Below are 25,561 nucleotides of genomic sequence, written 5' to 3' on the forward strand. Positions count from 1 at the left end.
CACTCAAAGTGACATGGATTCTTAATGTCTTCGGACAATAAATGAATACCAAAGTCTCTGAGTGAACATACGTAATTCATTACGAAGTTTAATTCACGAGCATCAAACTTAAATTGAAGAGTTTGATCATGGCTCAGATTGAACGCTGGCGGCAGGCCTAACACATGCAAGTCGAGCGGTAGCACAGGGAGCTTGCTCCTGGGTGACGAGCGGCGGACGGGTGAGTAATGTCTGGGAAACTGCCTGATGGAGGGGGATAACTACTGGAAACGGTAGCTAATACCGCATAACGTCGCAAGACCAAAGAGGGGGACCTTCGGGCCTCTTGCCATCAGATGTGCCCAGATGGGATTAGCTAGTAGGTGGGGTAATGGCTCACCTAGGCGACGATCCCTAGCTGGTCTGAGAGGATGACCAGCCACACTGGAACTGAGACACGGTCCAGACTCCTACGGGAGGCAGCAGTGGGGAATATTGCACAATGGGCGCAAGCCTGATGCAGCCATGCCGCGTGTATGAAGAAGGCCTTCGGGTTGTAAAGTACTTTCAGCGAGGAGGAAGGCGGTGAGGTTAATAACCTCATCGATTGACGTTACTCGCAGAAGAAGCACCGGCTAACTCCGTGCCAGCAGCCGCGGTAATACGGAGGGTGCAAGCGTTAATCGGAATTACTGGGCGTAAAGCGCACGCAGGCGGTCTGTCAAGTCGGATGTGAAATCCCCGGGCTCAACCTGGGAACTGCATTCGAAACTGGCAGGCTAGAGTCTTGTAGAGGGGGGTAGAATTCCGGGTGTAGCGGTGAAATGCGTAGAGATCTGGAGGAATACCGGTGGCGAAGGCGGCCCCTGGACAAAGACTGACGCTCAGGTGCGAAAGCGTGGGGAGCAAACAGGATTAGATACCCTGGTAGTCCACGCCGTAAACGATGTCGACTTGGAGGTTGTTCCCTTGAGGAGTGGCTTCCGGAGCTAACGCGTTAAGTCGACCGCCTGGGGAGTACGGCCGCAAGGTTAAAAACTCAAATGAATTGACGGGGGCCCGCACAAGCGGTGGAGCATGTGGTTTAATTCGATGCAACGCGAAGAACCTTACCTACTCTTGACATCCAGAGAACTTAGCAGAGATGCTTTGGTGCCTTCGGGAACTCTGAGACAGGTGCTGCATGGCTGTCGTCAGCTCGTGTTGTGAAATGTTGGGTTAAGTCCCGCAACGAGCGCAACCCTTATCCTTTGTTGCCAGCGGTCCGGCCGGGAACTCAAAGGAGACTGCCAGTGATAAACTGGAGGAAGGTGGGGATGACGTCAAGTCATCATGGCCCTTACGAGTAGGGCTACACACGTGCTACAATGGCGCATACAAAGAGAAGCGACCTCGCGAGAGCAAGCGGACCTCATAAAGTGCGTCGTAGTCCGGATTGGAGTCTGCAACTCGACTCCATGAAGTCGGAATCGCTAGTAATCGTAGATCAGAATGCTACGGTGAATACGTTCCCGGGCCTTGTACACACCGCCCGTCACACCATGGGAGTGGGTTGCAAAAAGAAGTAGGTAGCTTAACCTTCGGGAGGGCGCTTACCACTTTGTGATTCATGACTGGGGTGAAGTCGTAACAAGGTAACCGTAGGGGAACCTGCGGTTGGATCACCTCCTTACCTTAAAGAACCTGCCTTTGTAGTGTCCACACAGATTGTCTGATGAATGATGAACTTCTAAATGTACTTCCGAGTGCATTGAGAAGTTTTGCTCTTTAAAAATCTGGATCAAGCTGAAAATTGAAACGACACGCCGTGTCTGTTCTCCGTAATAAGAGCAGATAAGCGGTGTGTCAGAGTCTCTCAAATTTTCGCAATCAGAAGTGAAACATCTTCGGGTTGTGAGGTTAAGCGACCAAGCGTACACGGTGGATGCCTAGGCAGTCAGAGGCGATGAAGGACGTGCTAATCTGCGATAAGCGTCGGTAAGGTGATATGAACCGTTATAACCGACGATTTCCGAATGGGGAAACCCAGTGTGACTCGTCACACTATCGTTAAGTGAATACATAGCTTAACGAAGCGAACCAGGGGAACTGAAACATCTAAGTACCCTGAGGAAAAGAAATCAACCGAGATTCCCCCAGTAGCGGCGAGCGAACGGGGAGTAGCCCGGAGTCTGAATCAGCATGTGTGTCAGTGGAAGCGTCTGGAAAGTCGCAGGGTACAGGGTGATACTCCCGTACACGAAGATACACTTGCTGTGAACTCGAAGAGTAGGGCGGGACACGTGGTATCCTGTCTGAATATGGGGGGACCATCCTCCAAGGCTAAATACTCCTGACTGACCGATAGTGAACCAGTACCGTGAGGGAAAGGCGAAAAAGAACCCCGGCGAGGGGAGTGAAAAAGAACCTGAAACCGTGTACGTACAAGCAGTGGGAGCACCCTTGTGGTGTGACTGCGTACCTTTTGTATAATGGGTCAGCGACTTATATTCTGTAGCAAGGTTAACCGTATAGGGGAGCCGAAGGGAAACCGAGTCTTAACTGGGCGTTAAGTTGCAGGGTATAGACCCGAAACCCGGTGATCTCAGCCATGGGCAGGTTGAAGGTTGGGTAACACTAACTGGAGGACCGAACCGACTAATGTTGAAAAAAATTAGCGGATGACCTGTGGCTGGGGGGGTGAAAGGCCAATCAAACCGGGAGATAGCTGGTTCTCCCCGAAAGCTATTTAGGTAGCGCCTCGTGAATTCATCTCCGGGGGTAGAGCACTGTTTCGGCTAGGGGGCCATCCCGGCTTACCAACCCGATGCAAACTGCGAATACCGGAGAATGTTATCACGGGAGACACACGGCGGGTGCTAACGTCCGTCGTGAAGAGGGAAACAACCCAGACCGCCAGCTAAGGTCCCAAAGTCATGGTTAAGTGGGAAACGATGTGGGAAGGCACAGACAGCCAGGATGTTGGCTTAGAAGCAGCCATCATTTAAAGAAAGCGTAATAGCTCACTGGTCGAGTCGGCCTGCGCGGAAGATGTAACGGGGCTAAACCATGCACCGAAGCTGCGGCAGCGACACTATGTGTTGTTGGGTAGGGGAGCGTTCTGTAAGCCGTCGAAGGTGTGCTGTGAGGCATGCTGGAGGTATCAGAAGTGCGAATGCTGACATAAGTAACGATAAAGCGGGTGAAAAACCCGCTCGCCGGAAGACCAAGGGTTCCTGTCCAACGTTAATCGGGGCAGGGGTGAGTCGACCCCTAAGGCGAGGCCGAAAGGCGTAGTCGATGGGAAACAGGTTAATATTCCTGTACTCGGTGTTACTGCGAAGGGGGACGGAGAAGGCTATGTTGGCCGGGCGACGGTTGTCCCGGTTTAAGCATGTAGGCGGAGGTTCCGGGTAAATCCGGAACCTTGTTAACGCTGAGGTGTGATGACGAGGCACTACGGTGCTGAAGCAACAAATGCCCTGCTTCCAGGAAAAAGCCTCTAAGCATCAGGTAACATCAAATCGTACCCCAAACCGACACAGGTGGTCAGGTAGAGAATACCAAGGCGCTTGAGAGAACTCGGGTGAAGGAACTAGGCAAAAATGGTGCCGTAACTTCGGGAGAAGGCACGCTGATGTGTAGGTGAAGCCCCTGCGGGTGGAGCTGAAATCAGTCGAAGATACCAGCTGGCTGCAACTGTTTATTAAAAAAACACAGCACTGTGCAAACACGAAAGTGGACGTATACGGTGTGACGCCTGCCCGGTGCCGGAAGGTTAATTGATGGGGTTAGCGGCAACGCGAAGCTCTTGATCGAAGCCCCGGTAAACGGCGGCCGTAACTATAACGGTCCTAAGGTAGCGAAATTCCTTGTCGGGTAAGTTCCGACCTGCACGAATGGCGTAATGATGGCCAGGCTGTCTCCACCCGAGACTCAGTGAAATTGAAATCGCTGTGAAGATGCAGTGTACCCGCGGCAAGACGGAAAGACCCCGTGAACCTTTACTATAGCTTGACACTGAACACTGGTCCTTGATGTGTAGGATAGGTGGGAGGCTTTGAAGCGTGGACGCCAGTCTGCGTGGAGCCATCCTTGAAATACCACCCTTTAATGGCTGGTGTTCTAACGTAGACCCGTAATCCGGGTTGCGGACAGTGTCTGGTGGGTAGTTTGACTGGGGCGGTCTCCTCCTAAAGAGTAACGGAGGAGCACGAAGGTTAGCTAATCCTGGTCGGACATCAGGAGGTTAGTGCAATGGCATAAGCTAGCTTGACTGCGAGAGTGACGGCTCGAGCAGGTGCGAAAAGCAGGTCATAGTGATCCGGTGGTTCTGTATGGAAGGGCCATCGCTCAACGGATAAAAGGTACTCCGGGGATAACAGGCTGATACCGCCCAAGAGTTCATATCGACGGCGGTGTTTGGCACCTCGATGTCGGCTCATCACATCCTGGGGCTGAAGTAGGTCCCAAGGGTACGGCTGTTCGCCGTTTAAAGTGGTACGCGAGCTGGGTTTAGAACGTCGTGAGACAGTTCGGTCCCCTATCTGCCGTGGGCGCTGGAGAATTGAGGGGGCTGCTCCTAGTACGAGAGGACCGGAGTGGACGCATCACTGGTGTTCGGGTTGTCATGCCAATGGCACTGCCCGGTAGCTAAATGCGGAAGAGATAAGTGCTGAAAGCATCTAAGCACGAAACTTGCCCCGAGATGAGTTCTCCCTGAGCCTTTAAGGCTCCTGAAGGAACGTTGAAGACGACGACGTTGATAGGTCGGGTGTGTAAGCGCAGCGATGCGTTGAGCTAACCGATACTAATGAACCGTGAGGCTTAACCTTACAACGCCGAAGCTGTTTCGGCGGATTTGAGAGATTTTCAGCTGATACAGATTAGTCACTGCGCCTGCGGGCGGGGTGAACAACAGAATTTGCCTGGCGGCTGTAGCGCGGTGGTCCCACCTGACCCCATGCCGAACTCAGAAGTGAAACGCCGTAGCGCCGATGGTAGTGTGGGGCCTCCCCATGCGAGAGTAGGGAACTGCCAGGCATCAAATCACGCGAAAGCCCATCCTCACGGATGGGCTTTTTGCGTTGCGCCGGGAAAACCCGCCGGGCGGCTGCGCCTTACCCGGCCTACAAGCTATTATCCTTTCTGCAGTAGAGTTACCTTCCATGTAAATGAGATTTATTATCAATAATACTTTACAGGCGAAACATAAAGATTTATTTTAAATGCATGTTTAAAGCCGGAGGTACTTATGAGCCATCACAGAATTCCCAAAAACTGGACCATCAAACGTTCCACTCCCTTCTTTACTAAAGATAATGTCCCCGCAGCGCTTCTGAGCCATCACAACACCGCAGCCGGAATTTTTGGCCAGCTCTGTGTAATTGAAGGGACTGTAACCTATTACGGCTTCGCCAATGAAGAGGCGACGGAGCCAGAAGTAAAAGTCGTGATTAACGCAGGCACCTTTGCGACCAGCCCACCGCAGTACTGGCACCGTATTGAGATGACCGACGATGCGCAGTTTAATATCAATTTCTGGGCTGAACCGGCGTTCTCCGGTGAAGAAGTTTACAGCGCGAAAAAGGCATAATCCCGATGCTCCCTTATCCTTAATAAGGGAGCCCCTTCATACGGTGTGAAAGCGTTATGATCACTTTCTTCAGACACTCTTCAACGCGGGTCGACTACGGCGAACAGGAATCCTGTGGGGAGCAACTTCTGCTGCACGTGGCTGAATACCAGGAATATCTCTCCTGTGAAGCCCCATTTTGCCCGACCATAAATCACGATCGACTGGCCGATCCTGCTTCAGCGGATCCATTTTCAGGAGGATCGCTGTGAAGATCGTTGCTATTGAGGCCAATATTGCTGCGGGGAAAAGCACCCTGCTGGTACCTCTGGCGGCGGCGTTAACAGAAAAAACAGGCGCAAACTGGAGTGTAATAAAGGAGCCCGTGGATGAAGATCCGGTATTTCTTGAACTGCTTCAGGTGTTCGTTGAGAACCCGCACGATGCTGACGCCAGAGTGGCCTTTCAGCTCTATATCACCGCTTCCCGCCAGCGTCTGTTAAACAACATCCCGGAAGGCAACTACGTTATAGAACGTTCCCTGTTCAGCGACATCGTGTTCTGCCATGTGAATTTCCTGATGACTGAACAGCCATCGGCCCGGTATATGTCTTATTTCTACCAGATTAAGGATAACCTGCGGCGCTATCCACATATCGATTTGGTGGTCTATATCGATCGCGACGCCACGGCCTGTTTTAACGACTGTATGGCGCGAGCACGGCCTGGGGAGGATAAATATACGCTGGACTACTTTGAGGACGTTAAAGTCTTTCACGACGCCTGTCTGCCGCAAATTACCCGTCAGTATGGCTCAACGCTGCTGACGCATCGGGTCCAGTCCGGATTTGCATGCCCTGAAGCGCTGGCAGATGCGGTGATAGGGAAGCTGAAGAAGTTATAAGATTCTGTTTCGCCAAAAGCAAAAAACCAGCCCGTAGGCTGGTTTCTTTAAATAGTGGTGCCCGGACTCGGAATCGAACCAAGGACACGGGGATTTTCAAAACTCGTGCTTGGTTTGACCAGAATTAATACAGTTAATCTTAACCTGAACCTGCCCACAGGATTAAATACACTAGTCAGCTAGGGAAGGTGCGAATAAGCAGGTCATTTCTTCCCAAGCTGACTCGCTGATTAAAATTTCGCGGATCTGGGCCGATTTTTTTCCCGCAAACACATCGAATCAGCCTATTTAGGCTATTTTTTCCACCATTTCTGGCGTTATTTCCGGTTTTTACTGAGATCTCTCCCACTGACGTATCATTTGGTCCACCCGAAACAGGTTGGCCAGGGTGAATAACATCGCCAGTTGGTTATCGTTTTTCAGCAGCCCTTGTATCTGGCTTTCACGAAGCCGAACTGCCGCTTGATGATGCGAAACGGGTGCTCCACCCTGGCACGGATGCTGGCTTTCATGTATTCGATGTTGATGGCCGTTTTGTTCTTGCGCGGATGCTGCTTCAAGGTTTTTACCCTGCCGGGACGCTCGGCGATCAGCCAGTCCACATCCACCTCGGCCAGCTCCTCGCGCTGTGGCGCTCCTTGGTAGCCGGCATCGGCTGAGACAAATTGCTCCTCTCCATGAAGCAGATTACCCAGCTGATTGAGGTCATGCTCGTTGGCCGCGGTGGTGACTAGGCTGTGGGTCAGGCCACTCTTGGCATCGACACCAATGTGGGCCTTCATGCCAAAGTGCCACTGATTGCCTTTCTTGGTCTCATGCATCTCCGGATCGCGTTGCTGCTCTTTGTTCTTGGTAGAGCTGGGTGCCTCAATGATGGTGGCATCCACCAAAGTGCCTTGGGTCATCATGACGCCTGCTTCGGCCAGCCAGCGATTGATGGTCTTGAACAATTGACGGGCCAGTTGATGCTGCTCGAGCAGGTGGCGGAAATTCATGATGGTGGTGCGATCCGGCAGGGCGCTATCCAGGGATAATCGGGCAAACAGGCGCATGGAGGCGATTTCGTACAGGGCATCTTCCATGGCACCGTCGCTCAGGTTGTACCAATGCTGCATGCAGTGAATACGCAGCATGGTCTCCAGCGGATAGGGCCGTCGGCCATTGCCCGCCTTGGGATAAAACGGCTCGATGACAGCGGTCATATTCTGCCATGGCAGAATCTGCTCCATGCGGGAGAGGAAAATCTCTTTTCGGGTCTGACGGCGCTTAGTGCTGAATTCACTATCGGCGAAGGTGAGTTGATGGCTCATGATGTCCCTCTGGGATGCGCTCCGGATGAATATGATGATCTCATATCAGGAACTTGTTCGCACCTTCCCAAGGTATGCTCGCTCCCTGGTCTTGAGTTCAGGTCTAAATCTTGTGAGTGAAAATTAAACACTCATACGTCCACCCAGTTTTATTTACTGTGTTGTTAGCCAATATATTGGATACTATGCCCAAGTGACTCAACTCTGAATTCTGTATCTTGAAGTCACTTGGAGATATGGCAATAGTGCATTATTGAAGGAAATAGGTAATGAGTAAAAAAATGACCATGGCTGAGATTTCAAGGCAGCTTGGAATTTCAACAATGACTGTGTCGCGTTACTTTAATGGCGGTTATGTCTCGGAAGAGAACCGCCTTAAAATTGATGCCATCGTCAAAGAGAGTCATTACACGCCTAATATATTTGCTCGCTCCATTCGTAGCCAATCCAATATTATTGGTTTCATCGCGCCTCGTATTGAGTCATATACGACCAGTTTAGTGATTAAAGGGGCGCTGGCTGCTGCCAATGAATCACAAGTACGAATGCTGTTTCATGCCACAGGGTTTAACCATGAGTCAGAATGCCAAGCTGTGAGAGAGTTTAACGGCTTAAATGCATTGGGCACGATTATTATTGCGTCAAAGCACAGTGTCGAAGAGACTTTTTATCGAACCTTAGACAATGTGGTATTTATTGGCAAAAATACCCCCCACCATTGCTGTTTATATTACCCCGATCATGCAGCGATTAAAGCCCTCGTCTCCCACACCATCACTCAGTTAAAACAGCAGCAGGCACCGCTGGCTGCCGTACATTATATTTATGATGAGCGTATGCTTTCTAGCCGCACTAAGTTGATGCAAGCCACTATTACCGACACCGTCCCTGAGTTGAATTTATCACTACAAGCCCTAGCCAACTCGGAGGACAAAGCTGGCTATCAGGCCGTTCAATTACAGCCTAATCATGTCTACTTTTGTGCCACCGATAATATTGCCATTCGTTTATATCGTCGCGCCAAAGAACAGCAACTCAAGATCGGTCATAACGTATGGATTGTAGGCATGGGTGACTATGACTACAGCGATTTGTTAGTCCCGAGCCTGACGACTGTCGCTTTTAACTACTATCAAGTGGGCTACCAAGCTGTCAAAAAATTGCTCAAGCGCGATTTCAGTTCTGTTGAAGGCACATTCGACATAAAGATGAGAGAAAGCTCACAATTCCTCTGAAATTGTGTTGAGTCCAAATCGGTTCTACTTAACTATATGTGTTAACGATAACGCATATAGTATAACCGATGACACTCGCTCCTAATATGCACTCAAAACCACTCGCGTGGTGGAAGAAAGCAACCGCCTACCAAATTTATCCCCGTAGTTTTTATGATACAAACCAGGACGGTATTGGTGACATCAATGGCATCATTGCTAAGCTCGATTATCTTGCTGATTTGGGCATTGATTTAATATGGATTTGCCCATTCTATGCATCACCTAATGATGATAACGGGTACGATATTAGTGACTATCAAGCGATTCATCCTGACTTTGGAACCCTTGAGGATGTGGATGAACTAATCAGTGCTGCTCATAAACGTGGCATTCGCATTATTATGGATTTAGTGATCAACCACACTAGCGACGAGCACCCATGGTTCATTGAATCTCGAGATAACAAAAATAGCCCTAAGCGCGATTGGTATATTTGGCGTGATGGTTGTGAGCCTACCGCTGAAAAACCGACTTGCGACCCAAACAACTGGGAAAGTATTTTTCATGGCAGTGCATGGGAATATGATAAAAAAACTGCACAGTACTACTTGCACCTATTTTCAAAAAAACAACCTGATCTGAATTGGGAAAATCCTGAAGTTAAACAAACACTATTTAAAATGATTTATTGGTGGTTGGAGCGTGGTATTGATGGCTTCCGTGTGGATGCAATTAGCCATATTCAGAAACAACCAGGTTTACCTTCTTTACCCAATCCAAAGGGTGAAAAGTATGTCTCTTCGTTTGATTATCATATGAATGTGGCAGGGATTGAAAAACATCTGCATGAGTTAAAAGAGCAGGCGTTTGATCCCTTTAACATAGTGACAGTTGGTGAGGCTAATGGGGTGACTGCCGACAATGCATTACTTTGGGTTGCCGAAGCGACCGAACACGATCAAGGCGGTGTTTTCAACATGATTTTTCAGTTTGAACACATGAAGCTATGGTCGGAAGAACAAAGCAACGTGCCTTTAGATCTAGTGGAGTTCAAACGCATTTTATCGCGTTGGCAAGATGCATTAGAAGGTAAAGGCTGGAATGCGCTTTATTTAGAAAACCACGATCAAGCTCGTAGCATTGATACTTTTGCCGACCCTACCTCTAGGTATGCCAGTGCTACCGCGTTAGCGAGTTGTTATTTCTTGATGAAAGGAACTCCGTTTATTTATCAGGGCCAAGAGATTGGTATGGTAAATCATCAGTTTACTTCTCTTGATGAATTTAATGATGTGTCTGCTAGAAATTTAATTCAAAAGCTATCTCAACAAGGTCAAAGCGATGCAGACATCTTAGCCTTGTTAAATCAAGTATCTCGCGACCACAGTCGCTTGCCAATGCAATGGAATGCGCAGGATTTTGCCGGTTTTTCTGAGGTGCAACCTTGGTTCTCCGTCAATCAACAGTACGCAGATATCAATGTTGAGCAACAACAGAATGATCCAAATTCGATTTTGAGTTTCTATAAGCAGCTGATTGCTCTGCGTAAGTCAAATGTAAGTTTAGTGGTTGGCCGCTATCAATTGCTGCTACCTAACGACCCTAATATCTATGCTTATCAACGTGTTGCACAAGATATGACATGGACCATTATTACCAATTTAAGTCCACAAGAGAGCATCGTTGATATCGACCGCATGCAATTAGGCGAGTTAATGCTTGATAATCAGAATATCAACAATGAACACGTTCGCTCAGATTTTATAGCGACGCAAATTGCCCCACCTTATGCTGCGTATATATTTGCAAGAAAGCACTAAATTATATTTATCGCAGGGCCTTGATAAGGCTACCCTGCATTTAAACCAAGGAATCATTTATGAGTCAGTTACTATCTTTTGATTTTTGGCAACGATTTGGGAAATCCCTTATCGTTGTTATCGCGGTGATGCCAGCCGCTGGTATCATGATATCACTCGGTAAAGTTGTCGCAATGTATGCCGGTGGTATTGGTGCCATTGAAACACTAGGCGCTATTATGGAAAACATAGGCTGGGGGATCATAGTTAATCTTCACCTATTATTTGCTGTCGCTATTGGTGGATCATGGGCTAAAGAACGTGCAGGAGGAGCATTTGCCGCGCTGATCGCCTTCATCTTAATTAACCGTATCACTGGGGTTATATTAGGCGTGGATAACGCTATGCTCAGTGATCCCGAGGCGGTTGTGATGAGCCTATTTGGTTCTGAGCTACCTGTCTCTCAATTCTTCACTAATATTTTGGGTGCTCCTGCTCTAAATATGGGTGTGTTTATCGGTATTATGTCTGGCTATTTAGGTGCCAACTTATTTAACCGTTATCATGACTTCGCTCGCTTACCTCAGGCATTAGCATTTTTCAACGGTAAGCGTTTTGTACCTTTTGTTGTTATTTTCTATTCGATGATTATTGCGTTTGCTTTATCAATCGTATGGCCTTTAATTCAAGGTGCGCTTAATGATTTTGGTCAATGGATTGCAACCTCTAAAGACACTGCGCCGATCACTGCTCCTTTCTTGTATGGTACGTTAGAGCGCTTATTACTGCCATTTGGTTTACACCACACTTTAACTATTCCAATGAATTACACCGAGTTGGGTGGTACTTATGAGCTTTTAACAGGGGTGAATGCGGGGGCAAGTGTTTATGGTCAAGATCCACTATGGCTTGCTTGGGTTAGCGATTTAAATAATCTTAAATTAAGCGATCCGACAACTTACCAACATCTATTAGATACGGTGCATCCAGCACGTTTTAAAGCGGGCCAAGTTATTATCGCAGCGTCTTCATTGATTGGTATTGGACTTGCGATGTATCACTGTGTTGATAGTGATAAGCGCGCACAATACAAGCCAATGTTTTTATCTGCGTGTCTTGCTGTGTTATTAACCGGTGTGACAGAGCCTATTGAATTCATGTTTATGTTTATTGCTCCTGTTTTGTATGTTGCGCATGCGGTATTAACAGGGATTGCATTTGCGTTGGTCGATGTGATGGACCTACGTATACATGCCTTTGGTTTGATTGAGTTACTCACTCGTATACCTATGATGGTTTCAGCGGGAATCGGTGGTGATTTGGTTCGCTTCGCATTGGTTTCTATTGTTTTCTTTGGTGTTAACTATGGATTATTCCGTGTGCTCATTGTCAAATTTAAATTGCCAACACCGGGCCGTATGGGTAACTACCTCGATGAAAGTTCAGAATCCATGTCAGAAGATGAGAAGATGGACATTATTATTCAGAATTTAGGTGGCCGTGCCAATATTGCTGAGATTGATGCTTGTATGACTCGCTTGCGCATTACAGTTAATGACCCGCAGTTGGTTGCTGAATATGCATTATGGAAGCCGACAGGAGCACTTGGTGCTGTAATTAAAGAACAGGGAGTACAAGTTATTTATGGTCCAGGAGTGGATGTCATTAAATCTAGATTAGTTGAGAAGTTTTCAGCACAACCTGAGTAATTCATTCTCTACCCTAGATAAAATAACCTCGAGAAACGCAGCCTTGAGCTGCGTTTAACTCGCTACAATGAATAAGTGAATAATAAATGAAGTTAATGACGCTAAATACCCATAGTTGGCAAGAAGAGAAACAACTAGAAAAGTTGGATGTGGTAGCGCAAGCCATTATCGAGCAAGGGTGCGATGTCGTTGCATTACAGGAAGTGAATCAACATCAAAATAGCCCGGCTGTTGATGCCAATATATTAACTAATCACACCGTGCTCGCTGATAACTATGGATATTTATTACAGAAAAAACTCATGGAATACGGCTATCACTACCAACTTACATGGGATTTCGTTCATCAAAGTTATGACGTATATCAAGAGGGACTGGCATTCTTGACGCGACTGCCGATTGTCGAGCATGAGGTCATTGACCTAAGTGATAACTATGATGTGAACTTTTGGAAACATAGGCGAGCAGTGCGTATTAAGGTCACTTCTCAACGAGGTGATTTCAATCTTTATAATTGTCATTGCGGCTGGTGGAGTGACTCAGAGAGCTCATTTGAGGACCAGTTCAACAGAATAAAGGCAACATTATCAACAGAGTTGAGCTTTCTATTAGGCGATTTCAACAACCCAAGCCATATACGCAATGAAGGTTATGATTATGTATTACAGTGCGGTTTGATAGATTGTTATGAAATAGCAGAAATAAAAGACTCCGGAACTACTGTAATTAAAAATATTGACGGTTGGGAACAAAATAGCCAAGCGCTACGCATTGATTTGGTTCTTAGTAATCAACCGATGGTGGTAAAGCAGCATCAGGTGATTTTTAATAACGATTTTTATCCGGTTGTATCGGATCACTTTGGGGTTCTGGTGGAAGTAGACATTATTTAATGTTTATTCATAGACTAAACCTTAAGCAATACTGGACTTTTAATTACGTGACTTTGCAATACCTGTAGTTATTCAGGACTTTCTAATTTAGTAAAGGCGCTGACACGTTTTTGTCCCAAAACTGTGTTACAAAATCCACAACACCAAATTTTGAAGAGCCCCTTAGAGAGGGACTAGTTGAGGGGAGCCCAGTTGGCTAGTTGGCGGGGGTATCTGTTTCCTCTTCAGTGATTTCGTCATCGGTTGAAGGCACCGCTTGTTCAACTTCTGCTTCTTTACCCTTTGCTTTAGCTGATTTTCGTGCTCGAATTTCGATATCAATAATGCGCCGAGCCAGTTTGATAATGCGCTGTTGCCATGCGTAGTTGCCATCAACACGTTGCTTATTGCTAAGCACGCTAGATAACCAGAGTGTGTCCATTGAGATCATCAACGCATCGAGTTTGCGAACTAAGCCGACAAACTGGCCAACCTGAGGCGAGCTGATTTTGGCGTTGAAGGTAATCGGGTCGGTGTAGTCAGGTACTTCATCGATGCCGTTGGACTCCATCAGTTTGTCCAAACGAGCTTGTTCGTTGTCTACCGCTTTAGCGCAATCCTCGATCAACTGGCTAATTGACCTGCCCCCACGATTAGATACAACACTCAGTTAGTAACGTCGGAATCTTCATTCTCAGAATGACCCTTTCTCCAGCCCGCTGCAAATTCAGACGGTGTCTGATAATTCAGCGTGGAGTGCGGGCGGCATTCGTTATAATCCTGCCGCCAGTCATTAATAATTTTCCTGGCATGAACGATATCGCTGAACCAGTGCTCATTCAAACATTCATCGCGAAATCGTCCGTTAAAGCTCTCAATAAATCCGTTCTGCGTTGGCTTGCCCGGCTGGATTAAGCGCAACTCAACACCATGCTCAAAGGCCCATTGATCCAGTGCACGGCAAGTGAACTCCGGCCCCTGGTCAGTTCTTATCGTCGCCGGATAGCCTCGAAACAGTGCAATGCTGTCCAGAATACGCGTGACCTGAACGCCTGAAATCCCAAAGGCAACAGTGACCGTCAGGCATTCCTTTGTGAAATCATCGACGCAGGTAAGACACTTGATCCTGCGACCGGTGGAAAGTGCGTCCATGACGAAATCTGTTACCAACGGTGCAAAACTGATCCACCCCAGCGGTTGAAAATTGATCCAGGGGTTAATCTGCTCCTCTGAATACAGGGGAGCTTATGATCACTTTTGAGATTCGTATGGAAATTAAAGTCCTGCACAAGCGGGGAATGAGTATCCGGGCCATTGCCAGGGAGCTGGGTATTTCGCGCAATACTGTCCGCAGCCACCTGAAAGCCAAATCTGAAAAGCCGCAGTATTCACCACGCCCGGCACCATCATCACTGCTCGATGAATACCGTGATTACATCTCTAAGCGGATCAGCGATGCGCATCCCTACAAAATCCCGGCGACCGTTATTGCCAGGGAAATCATGGAGCTGGGCTATCGTGGAGGGCTTACTATCCTGAGAGAGTTCATCCGTAAACAGACCCCTGCCAGCACAGGCAGAACCGGTCGTTCGCTTCGAAACCGAGCCCGGACGGCAGATGCAGGTTGACTGGGGGACCATGCGAAACGGCAAGTCACCCCTGCATGTGTTCGTCGCTGTTCTGGGATACAGCAGAATGCTTTACATCGAGTTCACCGACAACATGCGCTACGACACGCTGGAAGCCTGTCACCGCAATGCGTTCAGCTTCTTCGGCGGTGTACCGCAGGAAGTCCTGTACGACAATATGAAAACGGTGGTGCTGCAGCGTGATGCTTACCAGACCGGGCAGCACCGGTTCCATCCTTCCCCTGTGGCAGTTCGGCAAAGAGATGGGCTTCTCTCCCCGCCTGTGCCGTCCCTTCAGGGCGCAGACTAAAGGCAAGGTGGAGAGGATGGTGCAGTACGCCCGCAACAGCTTCTATATCCCGTTAATGACACGCCTGCGTCCGATGGGGATCACCGTCGATGTTGAAACCGCAAACCGTTACGGCCTGCGCTGGCTGTACGATGTGGCCAATCAACGTAAGCATGAAACTATCCAGACCCGCCCCTGCGATCGCTGGGTGGAGGAACAGCAATCCATGCTGGCACTGCCACCGGAGAAAAACAGTATGACGTGCAGGTTGATGAAAGCCTGATGACCTTCGACAGGCAGCCGTTGCATCATCCGCTCTCCATCTATGACACGTTCTGCAGAGGAGCCGCATGATGGTCGAACTGCAACATCAACGGCTGATGGTGCTTGCCGAACAGCTCCAGCTGGACAGTCTTATCGGCGCAGCGCCGGCGCTGTCGCAACAGGCGGTGGATCAGGAATGGAGCTACATGGACTTCCTGGAGCACCTGTTACATGAGGAGAAACTGGCCCGGCATCAGCGTAAACAGGCGATGTACACGCGGATGGCAGCCTTCCCGGCGGTAAAGACGTTCGAGGAGTACGACTTCACCTTCGCCACCGGCGCTCCTCAGAAGCAAATCCAGTCGCTGCGATCCCTGAGCTTCATAGAGCGTAATGAAAACATCGTGTTGCTGGGGCCATCGGGCGTGGGAAAAACGCATCTGGCGATAGCCATGGGCTACGAAGCAGTACGGGCGGGCATCAAGGTTCGCTTCACAACAGCAGCGGACCTGCTGCTACAGCTGTCCACTTCACAGCGTCAGGGCCGTTACAAAACGACTCTCAATCGTGGTGTCATGGCCCCGAAGCTGCTTATCATCGATGAAATAGGTTATCTGCCGTTCAGTCAGGAGGAAGCCAAGCTGTTCTTCCAGGTCATCGCCAAACGTTACGAGAAGAGCGCGATGATCCTGACCTCCAACCTGCCGTTCGGGCAGTGGGATCAGACGTTCGCCGGTGATGCAGCGCTGACATCGGCGATGCTGGACCGGATCTTACATCACTCACACGTCGTGCAAATAAAAGGGGAAAGCTATCGACTGAAGCAGAAACGAAAGGCCGGGGTTATCGCTGAAGCTAATCCTGAGTAAACAAGGTGGATCAATATTAAACCGTTGGTGGTGGCGGTAAGTGGATCACTTTTTACCCGTTGTTGACAAAATCCATCGACCAGGTCAGATTGGGCGCCGCCGGACGGAGCAGCGGCAGACGTTCTGTTGCCAGCCCTTTACGACGTCTTCTGCGTTTTACGCCCAGGCCACTGAGGTGATAAAGCCGGTACACGCGCTTATGATTAACATGAAGCCCTTCACGGCGCAGCAACTGCCAAATACGACGGTAGCCAAAACGCCTGCGCTCCAGTGCCAGCTCAGTGATGCGCCCTGATAAATGCGCATCAGCAGCCGGACGGTGAGCCTCATAGCGGCAGGTCGACAGGGATAAACCTGTAAGCCTGCAGGCACGACGTTGCGACAGACCGGTCGCATCACACATCAACATCACGGCTTCCCGCTTCTGGTCTGTCGTCAGTACTTTCGCCCAAGAGCCACCTGAAGCGCCTCTTTATCCAGCATGGCTTCGGCAAGCAGCTTCTTGAGTCTGGCGTTCTCTTCCTCAAGCGACTTCAGGCGCTTAACTTCAGGCACCTCCATACCGCCATACTTCTTACGCCAGATGTAAAACGTGGCATCGGAAATGGCATGCTTGCGGCAGAGTTCACGGGCGGGTACCCCAGCTTCGGCTTCGCGGAGAATACTGATGATCTGTTCATCGGAAAAACGCTTCTTCATGGGGATGTCCTCATGTGGCTTATGAAGACATTACTAACATCGGGGTGTACTAATCAACGGGGAGCAGGTCAGATACCGACTTGGATTGATACTGACGCGCCTCAACAATGGTGAGTCACTGACCGTCAGGGGGCTTGCTGACGAATTTAACGTTTGTGAAAAAACAATACGGCGTGATCTGACCGAGCGTCTTGCTTACCTGAACCTGCTCCGACAAGGAAAGCAGTACCGCCTGCCTAAAGGGATTCTGGGGAAACGCAGCAACACGGATTTGCGCCGTTTTACCCGCATACTCGGTATCGAAGGGTTGTTCCCACGCTGGGAAGATCGCCTGCTGAACGTCCTCCTGGGGGATACCGAAAATAATCCCTTCCTGATCAAGCAACGCCCCTATGAGAATTGTGGTGCTTTCATGTCCACCCTGAATGCCATTTCTGGGGCGATTCAGGCATCCCAGAAGATTGCGTTTACTTATAAAAACAAGATATTTTCGGCCACTGAACCTTATCGTGTCGTGAATGACAGAGGGCTCTGGTATCTGGCCGCCCGGCACGAAGGAACGTTGAAGAGTTTTGCAGTTTCCACGATAACGCATGTGCAGGTCAGCAATATGCGATTCAGCCCTGATCCCGTTGTCATTCAGCAGGTGGAACTTGCGGAAAGTATCTGGTATGGCGATGAACTCACCGAAGTACTGATCGCTGTCTCAGCCCGTGCGGCATCCTATTTCTCTCGCCGCAACCTTTATCCCGGTCAGGAAATTATCCATACAACACCAACCGGTGATTTGCTCGTTATTTCCCGTGTGGTGCATCCCCGGCAGATTATTCCTCTAATCAAATACTGGTTGCCTGAGGTGGAAGTCATTAAGCCAGCGTCCATCCGCAATCAGATTATTGACGACATGCGCAGTGCGCTCACTCGATATGATGAAATGAATGGAGAAACATCAGATGAATAACGAAACGACTTTATACGACGATAATGATGCGGAAAACGCTTTTGAGGCGCTCGCAGTGGACTTACTGAGCGGGTTGCTGGGGGCGCATGATAATGCGCAAAATGCCGTTCTGAAAGACTGGCTGGACAGTCCTTTCCCCGTTCAGCCAGAGGTTTTACTCAAACATGCCGAATTTATCTGTGAGCGATTTCAGGCCGGGGACGACAGCCACCTGCTGATGCACGGCATTGATGAACAACTGGCGGCGATGACACTTTCCCGTAAGGAACGCTTCAGCCCAATGAATAAAGGGATGGTTGGATATTCTGCTCCTCGTGACCTGGAGAAAGTGAATGCGCTGCTGAAGGTCATTATCACCTGGTATGAGTGCGAAATCGTCCGGCTGAAGGTGAAGTATGGCGAAATCACGCCACCGGGCAAAAAATAAACCACACCAGCGAATCATTGATAAGGGAGAGCACAGCGCTCTCCCTTATGTTATTGATTGACTATCACAACTTGACTATGCCACTTTTTAGCGCCAGCCGGACACACTTGTTAGCTTCCTGCATAATGACATCGTGCGGATACATATTCATTGCACGATACCCGTCTGATTTCGCCATTTTTCCTTCCATGCCTGCATTATCCAGAATGGCTTTCCACGCATCGCGTATTTTCTTCGAGTCCTTTTCACCCACGCCGCCGGAAAGCGTGCCAAACAGCTCCTTGTTGTTGTCGCCAATATTTTTGTATTCCTTTGCATCAGGGTCCAGCAGCATGGCCATTTGTGTTGACTGACGGGTGGCTTCATAGCAGCGGCCCGCCGTTTCCAGTGAGATTTGAGAGGCTGATGCTGAAGCAGATGCTGCCAGAATGAATGTGGTGAGAATGATGTTTTTCATTAATTAACCTGTGAAGAATGTAGAGGTTTGAATTCAGTTATTGATAACGCCAACGCTGATGGGCTATTCATCGCCTTTGCGGTTGGCGGCATTGCTGTAATAGCTGACGCATTTATCGGCGAAAGCTGCCTTCTGGTAAGCCCGGGGAAGCTCATTTTCCAGAGCGTCAGAGTTTTCATTAATGGATTCCTGGTCAACGCCGTTGCGGGCCAGCTCGTTGTGCAACCAGCTTTTGGTAAAGGCGATATCACTTCCACGGGACTTCATAAGCCCTTCATTGCCGTCCAGAGCCAGATAACAGCTCACCCGGTTTTCGACCTTAACCAGCCCGGCATGAGCGCTGACAAGCGGGATGAGCGAAATAACCAGTGCAGTAAAAATCTTGTTCATGATGTTTTTTCCATAAATAACAGACCATGCGGGATATCGCCGAATGAGCATATCGGGTGGGTGGGACAGGTTATGACCACAGGGGAAAGAATTTTCAGCGATGGATAAAGGCGCGTCGAAGTGGTGCTGAGAGTCGCCAGCAACCGGGTGAGGCGGGTTCCATGATGCAGCCCATGCGGGCAAGGTCACGGCGGGCTGTGCGGGGTGAAATTCCGAACAGCTGGGTGAGCACACGGACTGACAGCGTTTTCCCCTGACAGAGCAAAATGACGCAATGGCAGAGGCGTTCAGCAAGTTTTTCAGCGCGGGCCATCAGTCCTCCCATACGCGCCAGGTATTCCCGCGTTGTAGCCGTTTCAGCTGGCGATGCAGGACCACGGCATTATCCGGTCTTCCGGTCAGGCACTCCGCTGTGAAGCGGTGGCAGTTCTCCTTCAGCAGGTGATACTGACGTCTGGAGCCCAGCGCCCGTAATGCCCGACCGGCTGCGGCAATATTTCCCACGGGCAAGCGTCCCTGACAATCGGTATAGACCGACATGGCAGGGTTCAGACCATTCAGTCTGGCCATAAACCCTTTGCGGTCGCTGCAAAGCACTTCACCATCACCGGACAGATGCACAATCCGGTTATTGCCGGTGTAGATACCACTGTGGGTGACATAGCCACCTGCCAGTTCGCACCAGACGATACCGCCTCTTGCCGGTTCATCCACCGTGTCACGAATAACATTGTCGGTGAAGCTTTCCGCCAGACTGAACAGAGGCCGGTATATCACCAGCCGGGAAATGAGCGTGAACAGCATAAAACCTCCTTATCAGTCCGGGGAAACGGTGACGGTGAAGACATCCATCTCGCAGTACGCCACAAAATTGTCCTGCCAGAGCGTCCAGAACCCATTTAGCTCATGGTTTAGCGGCAACTCTCCGATTAGATAGTGCCAGGCATAGCGCTCCGGCCAGCTGATATCGAATTCCTTTGCCAGTTCGGGCCAGACACGGCCCTGCCAGCTAAAGTCAGTGAGGTAATCCAGTTGCCATATTTCAGGATGCTCGCTGCGGATGAGACGAATTTCTACCGGATGCCAGCCGCCGTTTTCGGCGCTGTACTCAGGGTCACGAAAGTTCAGCACGACACCCTGACAGGTGTCTGGCAGTGCCGCGAGGTGTGCGGTTATCAGCGCGATAAACTCGCCGCTCAGGGGAAGGTCAAGCGTGGGCTGATGCAGTATGGGTGTACAGGGGGTCACAGATAATCTCCTTTATAGCGATATAAATTGGGTTGCCTCAGGCAGTGCAAAGGTCATGAAGGAAAGGGGCAGAGCAAGGGGGATAAAGGGGGTCAGGCAGAAAGGGGAATTGTCAGCAGTTTTTCCATTCGCTTTTCCCAGTCGGGGTAACAGCGATGGCTGAACGCCCCGCCTGAACCCTCTTCGGTGAGACAGATATCAGCACAGCGAAGAATGGCGGCGAGGAAACCCGCATTATTGCGACTGGCACTGGTAAACAACGGGCGCAGAGCCGTGGAGGTGAAATCACCTGCTTCATGGGCTTTCAGAACACCAGATATAGCGCTCAGGGCAATCCATTCCCGGGAGAACAGACCGCCGCTGTCGTTGGCGGTAATGCGTAACCCTCGTTTCCCGTCCAGATTTTCAGTCATCTCCCAGTGCAGCAGGCCAGTGGAATGCGGATTAATTTTCTCGGCCTCACCAGTAAGAAGGCAGAGGTCGTTCTGAGTTTCAGCATTAGGGGTTGGTGCGGTTTTACTCTTTTTCATCGGTTAATATCCTGAAGGTTCAGCCATAGCGATAAGTTCAGCGGCCCCGGTAAAGGTCGCCGACGACGGGAACAGCAGATAAAGGCCCTGCCCTGAGTCGCTGAGAATGGTCAGGGCAAGAAACAGTGAATCATCCAGACGGATGACGTATTCGGCATTGCAGGCCAGATGGTGCAGGTAAGTGGTCAGTTGTTCAGAAAGGTGCTTCTCCTCGCCGGGAAGCAGATACAGCAGTTGGGTTTGAGTTTCCTCCCACAGCTTCGCCGTTGCAGTGAGACTGCTGTCAGCGCATTCGGTGAGTTCGTTAATCAACTGCAGTTGCTGAACCGGTGACACGGGCAGGCAGAAAGCGTCTGCCGGAGACTGTATAATGTGCATTGCGGTGTCCTGATTAATTAATGGGCACCAGAATAATATATGGGCGAAAAGTGTATTTATTACAGGAATGACAATGTTAAAAAAAATCACGGCAAGCGACCTGATTAATAAAATGGAGAAGGATCCTGATATCGTCGGACTTAAAAATATTAAGCCGGAGGATTTTTTGAAAGTCATGTATGCATGTAAAATGCCGGGCGGTTTTCCTGCTGCTAACAAGGGGCATTCCGTGCTTGATGTTTTAACAAAGGATGGTGCTCTGAATGCCTTGGCATTTCTGTTGAATTCACTCAGTCATAGGAAGGAGGGGAAGGCTGGATATTTTTATCGTAACCTCCCCTGCAATTATATGGCTGTTTATGATTCAGGTCTTGAGCACGTGGTTGTGTCGCACGGGAAGTATATTTTCGACCTTGATGTTATTGTAAGAGAACTAATTTTAAAATTAAATGGGGGAGGCTTTCAGATTAAACTTAAATCAGATATTCCTTCTATAGGTAATGAGTTTTCACTTTTTCCGACGATAATAAATAATGCATCTGATGATGCGCTCGATTTTATATATTCAAAGCCTGTTGATTTTTCTGGGATGCTGAGCTTAACCCATATAAATATGATGAGTGAGCATTTCTCCAATAGTCTGAGATCTTTTGATAGTGCGTTGAGCGCAGGATCTGTAGGTCACATTACTAACGTACTCATATTTCTTCTGGAACTTATGGCTGAATGCCAGCAGAACAGAGGGGATGTTGATATGTCTAATTATTTAAAGCAACAGAGCAGGACTCATTTTCTTGAGAAGAAAATTGCATTCGATACGATGTTCATATTCGTTCTGTTGTGTAAAGTGCTTGATGCTATTAAGCGTGCGAACATGCTTCAATCAGCTATAGCTATACCTGGCAGTCCACTTCAGGTGTTCATTGATGAGAATTTTAAAAAAGATTCATTCTTTATTATCAAGGAACAGCGGAAGTTATTAATGAAAATAGTTTGGTATTGCTCATTGCTGCGCCTTAAAAATAAAAAAGAAAGCGTTCTTGATGAGAATGGCCCTCATTTGTCGTCAGATGTTATTAAGCATGTTTATAGCAACGTGTCGTGGATGGATTCAAACTCAACCCGAGTCGCGCAGTATTTTTGGTCCTTGGTCCGTGATGCTTTGAATGAAAATAAACATAGTGATGTTCACTGGGTAAATAAACGTAACCATATTCGCAGAATTTCCGATGAACGATTGTACCAGCCAGTTTTACTGATTGATCTCAGCACAAGAGGGGGGATCAAAAACTTCATGGGCGAACATTTTGATCCTAAGAAAGTGATCTTGACCCGCCATCTCCGGACAGCTTTTGTATCTTAAGTTAACGATGTCCGCTGCCGCCGATATTCCCTCGGGGAGTGATATCCCAGCGCGCTGTGCGGGTGGTTTTCATTGTAATGTGTGAACGCTGCTGCAAGGTTTCGCAGGGCTGTTCTCACATCTGGTTTTGCCATGAACGCGATATAGTCTTCCTTCATCGTCTTCACGAACCGTTCGGCCATGCCATTGCTCTGCGGGCTGCTCACCGCTGTTGTACACGGCTCCAGATTCAGCTCTCTGGCGAACCTCCGCGTTTCATGCGCGGTATATGCTGAACCGTTATCCGTCAGCCATTGAACCGGTGTGGTCGGCAGCCCGTCGCCGAAGCGCTTTTCCACCGACCTCAGCATCACATCCTGCACCGTCGAACTGTCGTAGCCTCCTGTGCTCGCTGCCCAGTCTATGGCTTCTCTGTCGCAGCAGTCCAGCGCGAACGTGACCCGCAGCTTCTCACCGTTGTCGCAGCCGAACTCGAAGCCATCTGAACACCAGCGCATATCGCTTTCTGCCACCGCGATTTTGCCCTTATGTTCACGCTTCGACCGCTCTGGTTTGTCATGCAGTAACAGCAGATTATGCTCGCTCATAAGCCGGTAAAGCCGTTTGGCGTTCACGGGGGCAGTCCCTCTGTACGACGTTGCGTACGCAGGATGCCCCCCACACGGCGATAGCCGTAACTGGGCATATCGCTGATGATATCGAGGATCTCTGACAGTATTTCAGCGTCTGCTTCGTCATCACGCCGGTTACAGCGCCTGTCCTGCCAGTCGGCAGAACGGTTAATTCGCAGTGACAGCTGCGCACGCGACACGCCCATGGTGCGGCTGACCAGGGCTATTCCCCGTCCTTTGGCAACAAGGGCGCGTGCGCTATCCATTTTCGCGACTGAGCGTACTCCACGGCTTCTTTCAGGATCTCAACTTCCATCGTCTTCTTGCCCAGCAGGCGCTGAAGCTCCCGGACCTGCTTCAGAGCAGCAGTAAGCTCAGAAGCTGGAACAACTTCTTCTCCGGCCGCAACGGCGGTGAGGCTGCCTTCCTGATATTGCTTCTTCCACTTAAACAGCAGGCTGGGCTGGATGCCATGCAGGCGGGCGACATGGGAGACATTCATGCCCGGCTCCATCGTCTGCTGGATAATGGCGATCTTCTCCTGAGGAGTTTTACGTTTACGGACTTCTTGTCCTAACAGGATCCCGGTCATCTCAAAATTGGCGTTAGTGTTAGACATATATTCAAGCCTATCTCTTATCTGGAGATACAGCTACTGTCTGGTGTTTCAGGGGGCTACATCAGAAAGTCCTCTGGAGAACATCTAAACCTAAAAAGACCGAATAGGTTTCCGTCAGTTCATAGTATCAAAGGGAGCGCTTCTCACATAGGTGTGACTAGTGTGAGCCTCAGGCATTCGTAGAGGATGGTGCCCTGGGAGGCTATGCGCCGCCGGCGCTAATAACTCTTATCTAATTGAGGGCGTTACGGGAAACGCTCATTCTTTTGAGCGCATTCTAACTATCTGGTCTGCTTAGTGGTGGTATTTTGTGCTAAATCCCGCAGGTATTATGGCGAGAACTGCAAGGATATTGTATCAATATGTATTTAATGGTTTTTTTTACCAGAAGAATGTTCCTTGCTTTCATCTATTGTCATAGCTTTGGACTGATTTCCCTGCCGAGCGTAAATTTATCCCCATACCGAGGCGCACCGGAAATCAGAAACTGAATCTGGTGAGTGAATGAAACTGACAGAAGGAGAACAATGTGAAATTGTCCCACTACATTGATGTATTGCTGAAAAGCTATGACCCTGGCTGAACTCTGCCATATATACCTTCAGCACACCAGAGGGTATAAAAAATCCAGCCATACGGATAGTTCTAAAATCTCGAATTATATTGTGCCACAGTTAGGTGGCACAGAGATTGAAGATATTACGCGGCTACAGATTCAAAGCTATATTAATGGTTTGACGCATCTTAAGAACTCGACTCTCAATCGTCATATTAATTTACTCAAAGCGATATTCTCGTTTGGGCGCGAATATTGCTACATAGATAAGTCCCCTGTGGCCGGAATGCGGACTTATAAAGAGCCTGCATCACTAAGAAAAACTCTTGAACCAGAAGAATTTTCTTCATTAATTCGAGTTCTTAAAGAGGAAATAGTTGCAGAGCCACGCGACACGCTGAGTCTTATTATGCTTCTGGCTTTCACCGGAATGCGTCTGGGTGAAGCACGCTCTGGGCTGATTGAAGATATAAACTTTAAAAAGAGTACACTCTTTTTGCGAGATAGTAAATCCGGTGACTCCAGGTTGGTGCCACTTTGTCGCGAAGCTAAGGAAGTTTTACGTATGCAGCAGAATAAATATGGGGCGACAGGTTTGATTTTCCGCTCAAGCAATGGAGGGATGGTCAGTGAACCGCGAAGGTTAATGGCAAAACTCTGTGAGAAAGCCGGTATTCGCAAATGCCTGTTGCATGAGCTCAGATATACCGCAGGCTCAGCAATGCTTGCTGCGACCAATAATATCTATGCCGTAAAGGTATTCCTGGGACATCGGAATATCAAAACGACTGAGCGGTACGTCGCATTCTTTAATGGTAAACAACATGAAGATGTTGAAAAAGCGATGGCCCTGATGATGAAAGACTGACTGCAGTAGTATCAAATTATCAATTTATAAAATGAATGCTTTATTCCCTGTTAAGGGAAG

Annotated in this window: 19 protein-coding genes, 3 rRNA genes and 5 pseudogenes; 15 read left to right on the forward strand and 12 right to left on the reverse strand. The window is 49.0% G+C overall.

The window, feature by feature from the left end; genetic code table 11:
* Positions 1–110: 110 nt before the first annotated feature.
* The 5 genes from LRS40_RS10695 (at position 111) to LRS40_RS10715 (ending at position 6,437) form a co-directional block, all read left to right on the forward strand.
* A 16S ribosomal RNA gene (locus tag LRS40_RS10695) occupies positions 111–1,651 on the forward strand.
* A 225-nt stretch (positions 1,652–1,876) separates the two neighbouring features.
* Positions 1,877–4,793, forward strand: a 23S ribosomal RNA gene (locus LRS40_RS10700).
* A gap of 92 nt (positions 4,794–4,885) precedes the next feature.
* Positions 4,886–5,001: ribosomal RNA gene (gene rrf, locus LRS40_RS10705) — 5S ribosomal RNA — on the forward strand.
* The 16S, 23S and 5S rRNA genes sit together here, the layout of an rRNA operon.
* A gap of 211 nt (positions 5,002–5,212) precedes the next feature.
* Positions 5,213–5,554 (forward strand): DUF1971 domain-containing protein, encoded by a 342-nt coding sequence (locus LRS40_RS10710; protein WP_231313672.1) that lies wholly within the window; start codon positions 5,213–5,215, stop codon positions 5,552–5,554.
* Positions 5,555–5,801: 247 nt separating this feature from the next.
* The gene (locus LRS40_RS10715) at positions 5,802–6,437 is read left to right on the forward strand and encodes a deoxynucleoside kinase (RefSeq protein ID WP_231313673.1); all 636 of its coding nucleotides are present in this window, start codon (positions 5,802–5,804) and stop codon (positions 6,435–6,437) included.
* Positions 6,438–6,767: 330 nt separating this feature from the next.
* Here LRS40_RS10715 and LRS40_RS10720 read toward each other — a convergent pair.
* Positions 6,768–7,747 (reverse strand): IS5-like element ISKpn26 family transposase gene (locus tag LRS40_RS10720; RefSeq protein ID WP_231313674.1). Its coding sequence is split into 2 segments (ribosomal slippage): positions 6,768–6,868 and positions 6,868–7,747, totalling 981 coding nucleotides; the frame shifts between segments, so codons are not numbered across the junction.
* A 269-nt stretch (positions 7,748–8,016) separates the two neighbouring features.
* On the opposite strand from LRS40_RS10720, the gene LRS40_RS10725 reads away from it, so the two are divergent.
* The 4 genes from LRS40_RS10725 to LRS40_RS10740 all read left to right on the forward strand — a co-directional run bounded on the left by LRS40_RS10725 (position 8,017) and on the right by LRS40_RS10740 (position 13,365).
* Entirely contained in the window at positions 8,017–8,982 is a 966-nt protein-coding gene (locus tag LRS40_RS10725) for a LacI family DNA-binding transcriptional regulator (protein ID WP_045332106.1), read from the forward strand.
* Positions 8,983–9,050: 68 nt separating this feature from the next.
* Positions 9,051–10,784: an alpha-glucosidase gene (locus tag LRS40_RS10730; RefSeq protein ID WP_114385764.1), complete on the forward strand. Its 1,734-nt coding sequence runs from the start codon at positions 9,051–9,053 to the stop codon at positions 10,782–10,784.
* Between the two features lie 59 nt (positions 10,785–10,843).
* Complete coding sequence (locus tag LRS40_RS10735) at positions 10,844–12,472, forward strand: PTS transporter subunit IIBC (protein WP_045332109.1); 1,629 nt, start codon at positions 10,844–10,846, stop codon at positions 12,470–12,472.
* 86 nt (positions 12,473–12,558) lie between these two features.
* Positions 12,559–13,365 carry an endonuclease/exonuclease/phosphatase family protein gene (locus tag LRS40_RS10740; protein ID WP_045332110.1) on the forward strand — a complete coding sequence of 269 codons (807 nt, stop codon included), beginning with the start codon at positions 12,559–12,561 and terminating at the stop codon, positions 13,363–13,365.
* A gap of 196 nt (positions 13,366–13,561) precedes the next feature.
* Here the strand turns inward: LRS40_RS10740 and LRS40_RS10745 are convergent.
* Both LRS40_RS10745 and LRS40_RS10750 read right to left on the reverse strand, forming a co-directional pair.
* Positions 13,562–13,981: pseudogene (locus tag LRS40_RS10745) on the reverse strand (hypothetical protein); the annotation flags it as partial.
* Positions 13,982–14,010: 29 nt separating this feature from the next.
* Positions 14,011–14,505: pseudogene (locus tag LRS40_RS10750) on the reverse strand (IS3-like element ISSen4 family transposase); the annotation flags it as partial.
* A gap of 86 nt (positions 14,506–14,591) precedes the next feature.
* Between LRS40_RS10750 and istA the strand changes: the two are divergent.
* Positions 14,592–15,615: pseudogene (gene istA, locus LRS40_RS10755) on the forward strand (IS21-like element ISSen3 family transposase).
* Positions 15,612–16,394 (forward strand): IS21-like element ISSen3 family helper ATPase IstB, encoded by a 783-nt coding sequence (istB, locus tag LRS40_RS10760; RefSeq protein WP_001531258.1) that lies wholly within the window; start codon positions 15,612–15,614, stop codon positions 16,392–16,394. The pseudogene istA and the gene istB overlap by 4 nt, the downstream one beginning before the upstream one ends.
* Positions 16,395–16,458: 64 nt before the next feature.
* Here the strand turns inward: istB and LRS40_RS10765 are convergent.
* Positions 16,459–17,093 (reverse strand): annotated as a pseudogene (locus tag LRS40_RS10765) (IS3-like element ISSen4 family transposase); the annotation flags it as partial.
* Positions 17,094–17,178: 85 nt separating this feature from the next.
* Between LRS40_RS10765 and LRS40_RS10770 the strand changes: the two are divergent.
* The gene (locus LRS40_RS10770) at positions 17,179–18,054 is read left to right on the forward strand and encodes a YafY family protein (protein WP_231313675.1); all 876 of its coding nucleotides are present in this window, start codon (positions 17,179–17,181) and stop codon (positions 18,052–18,054) included.
* Positions 18,047–18,481 carry a hypothetical protein gene (locus LRS40_RS10775; protein ID WP_181632392.1) on the forward strand — a complete coding sequence of 145 codons (435 nt, stop codon included), beginning with the start codon at positions 18,047–18,049 and terminating at the stop codon, positions 18,479–18,481. Before LRS40_RS10770 ends, LRS40_RS10775 begins: the two co-directional genes overlap by 8 nt.
* Positions 18,482–18,545: 64 nt before the next feature.
* Here LRS40_RS10775 and LRS40_RS10780 read toward each other — a convergent pair whose 3' ends face one another.
* The 7 genes from LRS40_RS10780 to LRS40_RS10805 form a co-directional block, all read right to left on the reverse strand.
* On the reverse strand, positions 18,546–18,938 hold the full coding sequence (locus LRS40_RS10780; RefSeq protein ID WP_181632393.1) for a hypothetical protein: 393 nt from the start codon (positions 18,936–18,938) through the stop codon (positions 18,546–18,548).
* Between the two features lie 63 nt (positions 18,939–19,001).
* Complete coding sequence (locus LRS40_RS10785) at positions 19,002–19,328, reverse strand: hypothetical protein (protein ID WP_231313676.1); 327 nt, start codon at positions 19,326–19,328, stop codon at positions 19,002–19,004.
* Positions 19,329–19,422: 94 nt separating this feature from the next.
* On the reverse strand, positions 19,423–19,653 hold the full coding sequence (locus LRS40_RS24680) for a DeoR family transcriptional regulator (RefSeq protein WP_077776918.1): 231 nt from the start codon (positions 19,651–19,653) through the stop codon (positions 19,423–19,425).
* Positions 19,641–20,132, reverse strand: a complete 492-nt coding sequence (locus tag LRS40_RS10790) for a lecithin retinol acyltransferase family protein (protein WP_072016559.1) — start codon at positions 20,130–20,132, stop codon at positions 19,641–19,643. The genes LRS40_RS24680 and LRS40_RS10790 overlap by 13 nt, the downstream gene beginning before the upstream one ends.
* Before the next feature lie 12 nt (positions 20,133–20,144).
* Positions 20,145–20,576, reverse strand: a complete 432-nt coding sequence (locus tag LRS40_RS10795; protein ID WP_231313677.1) for a DUF2787 family protein — start codon at positions 20,574–20,576, stop codon at positions 20,145–20,147.
* A gap of 92 nt (positions 20,577–20,668) precedes the next feature.
* Entirely contained in the window at positions 20,669–21,106 is a 438-nt protein-coding gene (locus tag LRS40_RS10800) for a hypothetical protein (protein WP_231313678.1), read from the reverse strand.
* Positions 21,107–21,109: 3 nt separating this feature from the next.
* The gene (locus LRS40_RS10805; protein ID WP_231313679.1) at positions 21,110–21,484 is read right to left on the reverse strand and encodes a hypothetical protein; all 375 of its coding nucleotides are present in this window, start codon (positions 21,482–21,484) and stop codon (positions 21,110–21,112) included.
* A gap of 73 nt (positions 21,485–21,557) precedes the next feature.
* Here LRS40_RS10805 and LRS40_RS10810 point away from each other — a divergent pair, with 73 nt between their 5' ends.
* Positions 21,558–22,847, forward strand: coding sequence for a hypothetical protein (locus LRS40_RS10810; RefSeq protein WP_231313680.1), 1,290 nt, complete (start codon positions 21,558–21,560; stop codon positions 22,845–22,847).
* Here the strand turns inward: LRS40_RS10810 and LRS40_RS10815 are convergent.
* Positions 22,844–24,050, reverse strand: a pseudogene (locus tag LRS40_RS10815) (IS3 family transposase). The gene LRS40_RS10810 and the pseudogene LRS40_RS10815 overlap by 4 nt on opposite strands.
* A gap of 596 nt (positions 24,051–24,646) precedes the next feature.
* On the opposite strand from LRS40_RS10815, the gene LRS40_RS10820 reads away from it, so the two are divergent.
* Entirely contained in the window at positions 24,647–25,501 is an 855-nt protein-coding gene (locus LRS40_RS10820) for a site-specific integrase (RefSeq protein ID WP_192464773.1), read from the forward strand.
* The last annotated feature ends 60 nt before the right edge of the window (positions 25,502–25,561 follow it).

This window comes from Leclercia sp. G3L (assembly GCF_021117075.1).
Lineage (GTDB): Bacteria > Pseudomonadota > Gammaproteobacteria > Enterobacterales > Enterobacteriaceae > Enterobacter > Enterobacter adecarboxylatus_C.